General features: G+C 73.2%; 7 protein-coding genes. 5 read left to right on the top strand and 2 right to left on the bottom strand.

What is annotated here, in order from left to right:
* The first annotated feature begins 302 nt into the window (after window positions 1-302).
* Both BB334_RS14325 and BB334_RS14320 read left to right on the top strand, forming a co-directional pair.
* The gene (locus BB334_RS14325; protein ID WP_068809178.1) at window positions 303-2,969 is read left to right on the top strand and encodes an EAL domain-containing protein; all 2,667 of its coding nucleotides are present in this window, start codon (window positions 303-305) and stop codon (window positions 2,967-2,969) included.
* Between the two features lie 23 nt (window positions 2,970-2,992).
* A complete protein-coding gene (locus BB334_RS14320) occupies window positions 2,993-5,881 on the top strand; it encodes an AMP-binding protein (protein WP_232756745.1) in 2,889 nt (962 codons plus the stop codon).
* 9 nt (window positions 5,882-5,890) lie between these two features.
* Here the strand turns inward: BB334_RS14320 and BB334_RS14315 are convergent, their stop codons facing one another.
* Together BB334_RS14315 and BB334_RS14310 are read right to left on the bottom strand one after the other, a co-directional pair.
* Window positions 5,891-7,981 (bottom strand): ATP-dependent helicase, encoded by a 2,091-nt coding sequence (locus BB334_RS14315; protein WP_068809176.1) that lies wholly within the window; start codon window positions 7,979-7,981, stop codon window positions 5,891-5,893.
* 82 nt (window positions 7,982-8,063) lie between these two features.
* Window positions 8,064-9,392, bottom strand: coding sequence for a tetratricopeptide repeat protein (locus BB334_RS14310; protein WP_068809175.1), 1,329 nt, complete (start codon window positions 9,390-9,392; stop codon window positions 8,064-8,066).
* 162 nt (window positions 9,393-9,554) lie between these two features.
* Between BB334_RS14310 and BB334_RS14305 the strand changes: the two genes are divergently transcribed.
* From BB334_RS14305 to BB334_RS14295, 3 genes are all read left to right on the top strand, one after another.
* Window positions 9,555-10,514, top strand: coding sequence for an AraC family transcriptional regulator (locus BB334_RS14305; RefSeq protein ID WP_068809174.1), 960 nt, complete (start codon window positions 9,555-9,557; stop codon window positions 10,512-10,514).
* A gap of 72 nt (window positions 10,515-10,586) precedes the next feature.
* Complete coding sequence (locus BB334_RS14300) at window positions 10,587-11,390, top strand: alpha/beta fold hydrolase (RefSeq protein ID WP_068809173.1); 804 nt, start codon at window positions 10,587-10,589, stop codon at window positions 11,388-11,390.
* A 42-nt stretch (window positions 11,391-11,432) separates the two neighbouring features.
* Window positions 11,433-11,999 carry a hypothetical protein gene (locus BB334_RS14295; RefSeq protein ID WP_068809172.1) on the top strand — a complete coding sequence of 189 codons (567 nt, stop codon included), beginning with the start codon at window positions 11,433-11,435 and terminating at the stop codon, window positions 11,997-11,999.
* Window positions 12,000-12,058 lie beyond the last annotated feature (59 nt).

Raw genomic sequence — 12,058 nt, 5'->3', positions numbered from 1 at the left:
CTGGCGATTGACCGCGATCGTGCCCTCGCACTGGGCATTCAGATGGTCGAACAGCAAGGGCATCGCCACCGCGCGGAAGCGTTCGGGCGACGCCCCGATCACCAGGCCGCTCTCGTCCAGGTCGCGGGAATCGATTGCCATCGTGACGCCTCTCGCGGGTGTGGCTGATGCCGGCGATTATCGGGCGGCGCGCCGTGCACCCGCAATCGGGGGCAGCCAGCGGTTTTCGTCGGGCGCCGCGGGCGCGGGCGCAGTACCATCCCCGGAAGCGACCCGCCCACCCACTAACGGCCCTCCCGCGCATGTTCCTCGACCTGCTCGAAGCCACCGCGCTGCTTCTCGCGCTCAGCCTGCTGCACGGGCTCAACCTTCGCGTGTGGCGTCGCAGCGCGCTGGCGGCCCAGATCGGCTCGGGCATGATCTTCGGCGGCATCGCGGTGGTGGGGATGATGATCCCGATCGAGATCGCGCCCGGCGTGATCTTCGACGGCCGCGCGGTGGCGCTCAGCATGGCGGCGCTGTTCGGCGGCCCGCTGGTGGGTGCGCTGGGGGGCGCGATCGCCGGCGCCTACCGGCTCGCCCTCGGCGGCGACGGCGCCCTGGTCGGCACCATCGTGATCCTCGCCGCGGTGACCGCCGGCCTGGCCTACCGCGCGGCGGTCACGCACGGGCGCCTGACCCGCGCGCCGGTGCGCCTGCTCGGCTTTGGCCTCCTGCTGCACGGCTTCAACCTGCTGCTGTTCCTGCTGATCCCCGACAAGTACGTGGGCGCGATCTTCGGCGAGCTCGCCCTGCCCTACGTCCTCGCCCTGGCGCCGGCGACCGCGCTGCTCGGCACCCTGTTGCTCGACATCGAACGCCGCCAGTCCACCGATCATGCGCTGGCGCAGAGCGAGGCGAGCCTGCGCGCGATCGCCGGCGCGATCCCCGACCTGCTGCTGGTGATCGACGAGGACGGCCGCTACCAGGAGGTCATCTCGCAGGGCGACGACCTCCTCTATGCCGCCGCGGGCGAGGTGCGCGGACGGCTCATGCACGACGTCCTGCCGCCCGACAAGGCCGACCTCTTCCTCGCCTTCGTGCGCCGCACACTCGCCTCCGGTGTCACCGAGCGCCTCGAATACGAACTCGACACGCGCTCGGGGCCGCGCGCGTTCGAGGGTCATTGCCGGGCGCTGGAAACGCCGCTCAAGGGCAAGCGCGCGGTGGTGCTGCTCGCACGCGACGTCACCGAGCGCGCCCGCCTCGAGCAGGAACAGCGCATCGCGGCGATCGCCTTCGACTCCCAGCAGGGCATGGTCATCACCGCGCCCGATACCACCATCCTGCGGGTCAACAAGGCCTTCAGCCAGATCACCGGCTATGCCCCCGAAGAGGTGATCGGCCGCAAGACCGCCATGCTCGCCTCCGGCCGCCACGGCCCCGCCTTCTTCCGTGCGATCAAGTCCAGGCTGGACCTGCGCGGCGCCTGGGAGGGCGAGATCTGGAGCCGCCGCCGCAACGGCGAGGTCTTCCCGGAGCGGCTCGCGGTCAGCAGCGTGCGCGACGCCCAGGGCGCCCTCACCCACTATGTCGGCGCATTCACCGACATCACCCTGAACAAGGCCGCCGAGGCCGAGATCCACACCCTCGCCTTCTACGATCACCTCACCTCGCTGCCCAACCGCCGGCTGCTCGGCGAGCGTCTCGAGGCGGCGCTGACCGCGAGCCGGCGCACGGGCGCGCACGGCGCACTGATGTTCATCGACCTCGACGATTTCAAGAACGTCAACGATCTGCTCGGCCACCACCACGGCGACCTGCTGCTGCAGCAGACCGGGCGCCGGCTGCGCGAGACGGTGCGCCAGACCGACACCGTCGCCCGCCTCGGCGGCGACGAGTTCGTGCTGCTGCTCGAGCATCTGGCGCACGCGCCCGACGAGGCGGCGGCGCAGGCCGAGCGCGTCGCGCGCACCGCGCTCGAGCGCCTCAACCAGCCCTACGTGCTCGGCGAATGCACGCGACAGATCGGCGCCAGCATCGGCATCGTCATGTTCCAGCGCGAGACCTGCACCGCCAAGGACCTGATGCAGCGCGCCGACCTGTCGATGTACGAATCGAAGCGGGTAGGCAAGAACACGCTGCGCTTCTTCGATCCGCTGATGCACGATGCGGTGCGGGCGCGGCTGCAGCTGGAAGACGATCTCCGCGCCGGTCTCGCCGCGGGGCAATTCACGATGTACTACCAGCCCCAGTTCGACCGCGAACGCCGCATCGTCGGCGCCGAGGCGGTGGTCCGCTGGGTGCGCCCGGGCGGCGAGCCGGTGTCGCCCGAAGACTTCCTGCCGGTGGCCGAGCGCGCCGGCCTGATGCGTACGCTGGGCAGGCTGGTGATCGAGGCGGTCTGTGCCCAGCTCGCGCGCTGGGCGCGCGAGCCCGACACCGCGGGGCTCACGGTCTCGCTCAACGTCAGCGCCAGCCAGCTCTACCAGCCCGGCTTCGCCGAGGAGACCTTGAAGGCGATCCACCACAGCGGCGCGCCGGCGCGAAGCATCGTCGTCGAGCTGACCGAATCCCTGGTGCTGAGCGACATGGAGGAAGCGATCGTGGTGATGCGTCGGCTGCTCGCGCACGGCATCCGCTTCTCGATCGACGATTTCGGCACCGGCTACTCCTCGCTTTCCAACCTGCTGCGACTCCCGCTCGACGAGCTGAAGATCGACCAGTCCTTCGTCCATGGGCTACCCGAGGACAGCGGCAGCCTGGCGATCGTGAAGACCATCGTCGCACTCGCCTCTGCGCTCGAGCTGAACGTCGTCGCCGAGGGCGTCGAGACGCCCGCGCAGCAGGCCATCCTCGAGGCGCAGGGCTGCCGCGTGTTCCAGGGCTTCCTGTTCGCCCGCCCGCTGCCGGTCGAAGAATTCGAGGCGTTGCTGCGCGCCGGCCCACCCGCCGCCGAGCCGGCCCGCCTCACCGGCAGCGCGGCCTGAGCGCGCGCCAACCGGACCGCGCCGTGTCCCGCGAGCAGCCGGACTCAGCCCCTTCGACGAGCCGCCTGCCGCCCGCGGCAGATCGCGTGCTGGCGCTGGTCGACACGCTCGTGCGCGAACTGTGGCCGGGCCGGGTGCCACGCGCGCGGCTCGACAGCACGCTCGATCGCGAGCTCGGCCTCGACAGCCTCGCGCGGGTCGAACTGCTCGCCCGCCTCGAGCGCGAATTCGGCCTGCACCTGCCGAACGACACCCTGGGCAGTGCCGAGACGCCGCGCCAGCTGCTTGCCGCGCTCGCCCGCGCCGGCGCCGCCACCCCGGAAGCCGCCGCGCTGGCGGAGCGGCTGGCCGTCCCCGAGGCTGCCGGCGGCGAGCCCGAGCTCGCCACCAGCCTGCCCGAGGTGCTCGAGTGGCACCTCGCACGCCATCCCGAGCGCCGCCACCTCAGCTTCTACCGTGACGAGGACGCCCTCGAACATCTGAGCTACGCCGAGCTCGCCGAAGGCGCGCGACGGATCGCTGCGGCGCTCGCGGCGCGCGGCGTGCAGGCGGGCGACTGCGTCACCCTGATGCTGCCCTCCGGGCTCGATTTCTTCCGCTGCTTCTTCGGCATCCTGTATGCGGGCGCGATCCCGGTCCCGATCTACCCGCCGGCGCGTCCCGCCCAGCTCGAGGACCACCTGCGACGCCAGGCCGGCATCCTGCGCAATTGCGATGCGCCGCTGCTGATCGCCGATGCGCGGGTGCGCCGCCTGGCCGGCCTGCTCGCCGGGCTGGCGCCGACGCTGCGCGGTGTGGCGGCTCCCGCCGAGCTCACCGCCGCCGGCCCCGTCGTCCAGGCACCGCCGCCGGCGGCCGCTCCGAACGGACTCGCGCTGATCCAGTACACCTCGGGCTCGACGGGCGACCCCAAAGGCGTCGAACTGAGCCACGCCAACCTGCTCGCCAACATCCGCGCCTGGGGCGGCACGATCGGCCTGTCCTCCACCGACGTCTGCGTCAGCTGGCTGCCGCTCTACCATGACATGGGGCTGATCGTCGCCTGGCTCGGCAGCCTGTATCACGCCTGCCCGCTGGTACTGATGTCACCGCTCGACTTCCTCGCACGGCCGGAGCGCTGGCTGTGGGCGATCCACCATCATCGCGGCACCGTCGCCGCCGCCCCCAACTTCGCCTACGAGCTGTGCGTGAAGCGGCTCGCCGACCTGCCGCTCGACGGCCTCGACCTGAGCACGTGGCGACTCGCGGCCAACGGCGCCGAGCCGATCGACCCCGACACGGCGGCGCGCTTCGCCGCCGCCTTCGCCCGCTACGGCCTGCGCCCGGAAACCCTGACCCCGGCCTACGGCCTCGCCGAGGCCACCGTCGGTCTCGCGGTACCGCCGCCCGGTCGTGGCACGCGCATCGACCGCGTCGAGCGCGAGCGCTTCCAGCGCGAGGGCGTCGCCCTGCCCGCCGCCGAGGACGATGCGCGCGCGCTGCGCTTCGTGTCCTGCGGCCCGCCCCTGCCCGGCCACGAACTGCGCGTGGTCGACGCCGCCGGCCGGCCGCTGCCCGAGCGCCATGTCGGCGAGCTCGAGTTCCGCGGACCCTCCGCCACCCGCGGCTACCACCGCAACCCGGCGGCGAGCGCCGCGCTGTTCCACGACGACTGGCTGCGTACCGGCGACCACGCCTACCTCGCCGACGGCGAGCTCCACCTCACCGGCCGCAGCAAGGATCTGATCATCCGCGGCGGGCGCAACTTCTATCCCTACGACCTCGAACGCGCGATCGGCGAACTGCCCGGCGTGCGCCGCGGCTGCGTCGCCGCCTTCGGCGCCGGGGCGGGCGGCGAGGCGGCCGACGAGCGCCTGGTGGTGGTGGCCGAGACGCGCGAGCGCGACCCGACGGCTCGCGACGCGCTCGAGCAGCGCATCGTCGCCCTCGCCGCCGACGAACTCGGCCTGCCGCCCGACGTGGTGGTGCTGGCGCCGCCGCATGCGGTGCTGAAGACCTCGAGCGGCAAGATCCGCCGCGCGGCGATCCGCGAGGCTTGGGCGCAGGGCACACTCGGCGCGTCCGCCCGGCCGCCCTGGCTGCAGCTGCTGCGGCTGGCCGCGAGCAGCCTCGGCGGCCGCCTGCGGCCGGTACGCCCGCTGCGGCCCTACGACCTGTGGGTCTGGGCGGTCTTCTATCTGCTCACACCGTTCGCGGTGCTGGTGATCTTCAGCGTGCCCGGGCTGGGGCGGCGCTGGGCCGTGCTCCATCGGCTCGCCCGCCTGTTCGCCCGCCTGTGCGGCTGCCCGCTGCGGGTGGCGGGGCTGGAGCGGCTGCCGCAGGGACCCTGCGTGCTGGTCGCCAACCACGCCAGCTATGTGGACGGCTTCGTGCTCGCCGCCGCCCTGCCCCAGCCGGTGAGCTTCGTCGCCAAGGTCGAACTCGCCCGGCGGCCACTGCTGCGGCGGCTGTTCGAACGCATGAGCGCGCGCTTCGTCGAGCGCTTCGACGCCTCCCAGGGGGTGGAAGACCTCGAGGCGCTCGCCGCCTTCGCCACCCGGCCGCCGCCGCTGCTGTTCTTCGCCGAAGGCACCTTCCGCGACGAACCCGGCCTGCAGGCCTTCCGCCTGGGCGCCTTCCGCATCGCCGCCCGCCTCGGACTGCCGCTGGTGCCGGTGGCGATCGCCGGCAGCCGCACGGTGCTGCGCGGCGCCCACTGGCGGGCTCGGCGCGGCCCACTCGCGGTGACCGTGTGCGCACCGATTGACCCCGCCGGCGAGGACTGGAACGCCGTGCTCGCGCTGCGCGACGAGGTCCGGGCGGCGATCCTGGCGCATTGCGGCGAGCCGGATGCGAGCGCAACCGGGACCGAAGACCGCCAGGGCGGCGAAACCGGACCGAGCCGGGACGGCGGGGCCGACAACGCGCGCTGAATGCGCGGCTCAGCGCCACATGTCGCGCATCTTCGCGGCGAGGTCGATCGCGGCCTGGCGCGAGCCCGGCGTGCCCTGCAACTCGGGCGGCGGGGGCGGCCAGCCGAGCTGCTCGAAATGGCCGAGCAGGCGGTTGGGGATGAAGCGCGTCCGTCCGGCATACACGTGGCGGTCGCCGAAGCCGGCCTGCTGGGTGACGTAGAAGCGCTGCGGCACGATCAGGTCGAGGCTGTCCTTCGCCCGCGTCATCGCCACGTAGAGCAGGCGGCGCTCCTCCTCGATCTCGGCGCTGTTGCGGGTGGCGACGTCGGACGGAATGCAGCCGTCGACCACGTTCAGCACGCTCACCGCGTTCCACTCCTGGCCCTTGGCCGAATGCATGGTCGACAGGATCAGGTAATCCTCGTCGAGCAGCGGCATGCCGGCCTCGCCGCTGGTGGCCGAAGGCGGGTCGAGGGTGAGTTCGGTGAGGAAGCGCTCGCGGCTCGGGCTGGTGGCGGCGATGCGGGCGAGCTGCTGGACGTCGAGCACGCGCACCGCGAAGTCGTCGTACAGCCGCGGCATCTGCGCCTCGTACCAGCGGCAGGCGAGCTCGAAATCCGCCGGCCAGGCCGGGCGCGCGCCGAGCGCCTCGATCAGCGCGGCGAACTCGCGCCAGCCGGCGCGGGCGGCCTCCGGCACGGGCTGCTCGGCGAGCAGCAGGCAGCCCGGCGAGGCGGCGCATGCGTTGTCGAGCGCACGGCCGGCGGTGCGGGGGCCGATGCCGGCGAGCAACTGCAGGGCGCGAAAGCCGGCGATGCGGTCGCGCGGATTCTCCGCCCAGCGCAGCAGCGCGAGCACGTCCTTGACGTGGGCGGCCTCGAGGAACTTCAGGCCGCCGTACTTCACGAAGGGGACGTTGCGCCGGGTGAGCTCCATCTCCAGCCGGGCGCTGTGCGCCGAGGCGCGGAACAGCACCGCCTGCTGCTTGAGCCTGAGCCCCTCCTCGCGCAGCGCCAGCACCGTATCGACGACAAAGGTCGCCTGGTCGGCGTCGTCCTTGACCGACACGATGCGCGGGCGCTGGGCGGATTCGCGCTCGGACCACAGCGCCTTGTCGAAGCCCTCGGCGGCGAGCGCGATCACCGCGTTGGCCGCCTGCAGGATCGGCCGCGTCGAGCGGTAGTTCTGCTCGAGCTTCACCACCTTCGCCGGCGGCGCGAAGGCGGCGGGGAAATCGAGGATGTTGCGCACCGTCGCGCCGCGGAAGGCGTAGATCGACTGGGCGTCGTCGCCGACCACGGTGAGGCCGCGACCCTCGGGTTTCATCGCCAGCAGGATCGCCGCCTGCAGCTGGTTGGTGTCCTGGTACTCGTCGACCAGCACGTGGTCGAACAGGCCGCCGATCTCGGCGCCGAGCTCGGGCTCGGCCACCATCTGCGCCCAGTACAGCAGCAGGTCGTCGTAGTCGAGCACCTGCTGCGCCTGCTTGGCCTCGACGTAGGCGCGGAACAGGCGCCTGAGCTCGTCCTCCCATTCGGCACACCACGGAAAGCCGGCCTGCAGCACCTCGGCGAGCGGCGCGCGGGTGTTGACCGCCGCCGAGTAGATCGCCAGGCAGCTGCCCTTCTGCGGAAAGCGCCGCTTGGTGGCCGAGAAGCCGAGCTCGTGCCGCACGAGGTTCATGAGGTCGGCGGAATCCTCGCGGTCGTGGATGGTGAAGCCGGGGTCGAGCCCGATGCGGCCGGCGTAGTCGCGCAGCAGGCGGGCGCCGATCGCGTGGAAGGTGCCCGACCAGCGCAGCTCGGCCCGCGCCAGCCCGGGCCGGCCGGCCGCCGCCTGCGCGAGGATGCGCCGCACCCGCCGCCCCATCTCGTCGGCGGCACGGCGCGAGAAGGTGAGCAGCAGGATGCGCCCCGGGTCGGCACCGTCCGCGATCAGACGCGCCACGCGATGGGCGAGGGTGTTGGTCTTGCCGGTGCCGGCGCCGGCGATCACCAGCAGCGGCCCGGCGCCGCCGGCCTCGAAGACCCCATAGGCGGCCGCCTCGCGCTGGGCGGCGTTGAGGCCGGCGAGCGGGTCGGGGACGGACGGCGGGGAAGCGGTTGCGGCGGGCGGCATGCCTGTAATTGTATTCAGGCGGCCGCCTCGCGCATAGGGGGCGGGCGGGCCTGCGCACCGCTCGCCCGCGCGCGGGCGCGCCTCAGGCGGCTGCCGCCAGCGGCCGCGCCCGCTCGAGGAACAGCCGGCTGAGCGGGCTGTGCGGCCGCAGCGCCAGGCGCTCGGCGGCGAGCGCGCGCGCCAGCGCCTGCTGCCCGCCGCGCAGGGCGGCCTCGAGCAGGGTGAGGTCGAGCACGCTGCGCTGGGCATGGCTGCCGCCGAAGCGGTGGGCGATGCCGCGCACGTCGCGGATGCGCTCGGCGCACTCGGCGTAGCGCCCGGCGCCGAAGTCGCGGATCGCGAGCACCAGCGGATGGCCGACCGCGCGGGTGAAGGCGGCGTTGTCGCCCTCGCCCGCCATCGCCGCCTGCTGGGCGCTGATCACCGCCTCGAGCGCGTCGGCCCGGCCGGCGCCGACGAAGGCCATCGCGGCATGCAGGTCGTTGAAGGCGTAGTTGCCCGCGCCGGCGAGCGGCGTCCAGCCGTCGGCCACCGTCTGCCAGCGTACGCCGAGGTCCGTGCCGCGCAGCTGCAGCCGCCACAGCAGCGAGGCGGCGTCGACCAGGTCGAGCGCGACGGTCGAGCGCGCGCCGTGGATCGGGCCGTCGAACAGCGCGAGCACCTCGTCGATCTCGCCGAGCTCGAGGTGGAACAGCGCCAGGTGCCACCAGTTGTGCACCTGGAAGAAGCTGTCGGCGGACCACCCCGCCGGGTCGGCGCGCAGCCAGGCGATACCCTCGCGCTCGCGGCCCTGCATCTCCATCACGTGGGTCACCGCATGCCAGGCCCAGCCGTCGCGCGGCTCGCGCTCGACCGCGATGCGGCCCTGCGCCTCGGCGCGCGCGTAGTCGCCGGTCTCCTCGAGGCCGAAGGCGTGCATGCCGAGCAGGGCGTGATGCCCCGCCATCGACGTCGACCAGGCGGGCAGCGCGCGCGCGATGCGGTCGCGCAGCATGCGCGCGTCGCCGACGTAGAAGTCGACCAGATGACCGGCCTGCAGCGCCAGCACGTCGGCCGGGTGGTCGATGGCGACGTCCTCGAGGATGCGGCCGGCGCGCCGCCAGCGGCCCTCGAGCAGAGCGCCGATCGCCGCGAGGTGGCCGCGCTCGCGCGCGCTCGCCGGCAGACGGGCGGCGGCGGCATGGCAGTCGCGTGCGACCGCGATCGCCGCCGGCTCGGTGCCGAGCAGGTGCAGCCAGGCCTTCAGCACGTGCGCCATGACGAAGTCGGGGCGGCGGGCGAGCGCGGCATCGACGCTCGCCACCGGGTCTTCGATGTAGCACTGGAACTGGCGCAGCGCGTGCCGGTAGTCGGCGAGCGCATCGGCGTCGGCGCCGGTGAGCGGCAGGCCGAGATCGTCGCGGATGTTCATCTTTCGTCTCCTCGGGGTTGGGAATGTCGTCGTGGGCGTGCCGCCCGCCGGCCCGGCCGGCGACGGTTCGCAGTGCTAAGTTAGTTGTGTGGGGGACGAGCCGACAGGCCCCCGGCGCCGGAATACTTGACCGCGGCGCCGGCTTTGCCGATGGAGGGATCGATGGACGCGCTGTCGCAGGCGTTCGCCGCGGTGCGGCTGGCGGGCGGGGTCTTCCTCGACGCCGAATTCAGCGCGCCCTGGAGCTTCGTGTCGCAGGTCGAGCCGGCGGACCTCGACGGCCAGGGCGACTTCCCGGCACAGCTGATCGCCTTCCACTACATCGTCGCCGGCCGGCTGTTCGTCGCGGTGGACGACGGGCCGCCGCAGCCGCTGGCCGCGGGCGAGATCGTGATGCTGCCGCGCAATCCGCCGCACCTGCTCTCGAGCGCGCCCGGCCTGCCGCCGGTCAGCATCGGCGACCGCATGCAGGCGGCGTGCGACGGGGCGCCGGCCGCGCTGCGCCTCGGTGGCGGCGGTGAACCGTGCCGCGTGGTGTGCGGCTTCCTCGCCTGCGCCGCCCCGCACAATCCGCTGCTCGCCAGCCTGCCGCCGCTGCTGCGGCTGGCGGTCGGGGACAGTGCCGCCGGCGCCTGGATCGAGAGCAGCTTCCACCATGCCGCGGCGGAGTTCGCGCGTGGCGGCGCCGGCTCGGCCGCGGTGCTCGGCAAGCTCGCCGAGCTGCTGTTCATCGAGGCGGTGCGCCGCTATCTGGCGAAGCTGCCGCCCGGCCACACCGGCTGGCTCGCCGGCCTGCAGGACCGCATCGTCGGCCGCGCGCTCGCGCTGCTCCACGCGCGCCCGGACCACCCCTGGACCACCGAGGCGCTGGCGCGCGAAGCGGGCCTGTCGCGCTCCGCCTTCGCCGCACGCTTCACCGCCCTGCTCGGCGTGCCGCCGATGCACTACCTCGCGAACTGGCGCCTGCAGCTCGCCGCGCTGCGCCTGCGCGACAGCCCCGCCGCCATCGCGCGCATCGCCGAGGCGGTCGGCTACGCCTCGGAAGCGGCCTTCTGCCGCGCGTTCAGACGCGCCTTCGGCACCACCCCGGCGGCCTGGCGGCGGGGCAATCCCGAATGTTGACGTTCACGTTAACGCAGGGTGGAATGCAGCCACACTCCCATTTCCCGTAATCTACCGGTCACACTTCCACCCATGAACGACGAAACCCACCAGCCCACGATTCAGGACACCTGGGTCGACTCCCCCGACGGCCGCCTCTTCGCCCGCGGCTGGACGCCGGCCGCGTCCTCCGCGCTGGCGCCGATCGTGCTCCTGCACGACTCGCTCGGCAGCGTCGAACTGTGGCGCAGCTTTCCCGCGGCGCTGTGCGAAGCGACCGGCCGCCGGGTCATCGCCTACGACCGGCTCGGCTTCGGCAGGTCCGACCCGCACCCGGACACGCTGGCGCTGGATTTCATCGCCAGCGAAGCGGAGGCCGGCTTTGCCGCTGTCAGACGCCACTTCGGGCTCGAGCGCTTCGTCGTCTTCGGCCACAGCGTGGGCGGCGGCATGGCGGTGAACCTTGCCGCCCACCTCGGCGAGGCCTGCGTGGCGCTGATCACCGAGTCGGCCCAGAGCTTCCTCGAGGACCGCACCGTCCGCGGCCTGGAAGAGGCGCGGGTGTTCTTCAGGGACCCGGTCCAGCTCGAGCGCCTCGGCAAATACCATGGCGACAAGGCGCGGTGGGTGCTCGACGCCTGGATCGAGTCCTGGCTGGATCCGGCCTTCGCCGGCTGGTCGCTGCGAACCGTGCTGCCGCAGGTGAACTGCCCGGCCCTCGCGATCCACGGCCTCGATGATGAATACGGCTCCCGCAAGCACCCGGAGCTGATCGCCGAGCTGAGCGGCGGACCGGTCCGGCTCGCGCTGATGGCCGATACGCGCCACGTTCCGCATCGGGAGCGGGAGGCGGAGGTCGTCGAATTGGTGCGGTCCTTCCTGAGCCCCTTGCCCTGAGCGGGCAGCCCGCAGGCACGGGGTTTCTGTCGCGATGAACGGATGAAAGACCCGACCCCCCGCCACGTCATCCTCTTCAGCGGCCACATGCCCGACGCCCCCGGTCGCGCCCGGCCGCGCTTTCCGCCCGCGCTCGAGACGGCTGCCGCGCAGCGGATCGCCGCCGCGCTCGACGCGCTCGATGCCGGCCCCGCCGACCTCGGCCTGACCCAGGGCGCGGCCGGCGGCGACCTGCTGTTCGCCGAGGCGGCGCAGGCGCGCGGCCTGCCGCTGCAGCTGGTGCAGCCCTTCGCCGAGAACGAGTTCATCGCGCGCTCGGTGCGCCCGGTGCGCGACGGCGAACGCTGGGTGGCGCGCTACCGGGCGGTCGCGGCCCGGCTCGACACGCCGCCGCACGCGATGCCGCCCGCCCCGCCCGGCGACAATCCGTTCGAGCGCTGCAACCGCTGCCTGCTCGACACTGCGCTGGCCCACGGCGGCGAGCGCGTGTGGCTGCTCTGCCTGTGGGACGGCCAGGGCGGCGACGGCGCGGGCGGCACCGCGCACATGGTGGGAGAGGTGCGCGCCCGCGGCGGCCACGTCATCCACATCGACACGCATCGCCTGTGAGGCGGCGCGGCTGGCGCCAGCGCGCGCGGTGAACTAGCTTGAAGAGGATGGCGCGCCCG

Source organism: Thauera phenolivorans (assembly GCF_001696715.1).
Lineage (GTDB): Bacteria > Pseudomonadota > Gammaproteobacteria > Burkholderiales > Rhodocyclaceae > Thauera > Thauera phenolivorans.
This window is presented reverse-complemented; position numbering and strand designations above follow the sequence as displayed.

What these genes read in the sequence shown, in the direction of transcription:
- BB334_RS14325 (WP_068809178.1), top strand. Translation starts at nt 303, where the DNA reads ATGTTCCTCGACCTGCTCGAAGCCACCGCGCTGCTTCTCGCGCTCAGC.
- BB334_RS14315 (WP_068809176.1), bottom strand. Translation starts at nt 7,981, where the DNA reads ATGCCGCCCGCCGCAACCGCTTCCCCGCCGTCCGTCCCCGACCCGCTC.
- BB334_RS14310 (WP_068809175.1), bottom strand. Translation starts at nt 9,392, where the DNA reads ATGAACATCCGCGACGATCTCGGCCTGCCGCTCACCGGCGCCGACGCC.
- BB334_RS14305 (WP_068809174.1), top strand. Translation starts at nt 9,555, where the DNA reads ATGGACGCGCTGTCGCAGGCGTTCGCCGCGGTGCGGCTGGCGGGCGGG.
- BB334_RS14300 (WP_068809173.1), top strand. Translation starts at nt 10,587, where the DNA reads ATGAACGACGAAACCCACCAGCCCACGATTCAGGACACCTGGGTCGAC.
- BB334_RS14295 (WP_068809172.1), top strand. Translation starts at nt 11,433, where the DNA reads ATGAAAGACCCGACCCCCCGCCACGTCATCCTCTTCAGCGGCCACATG.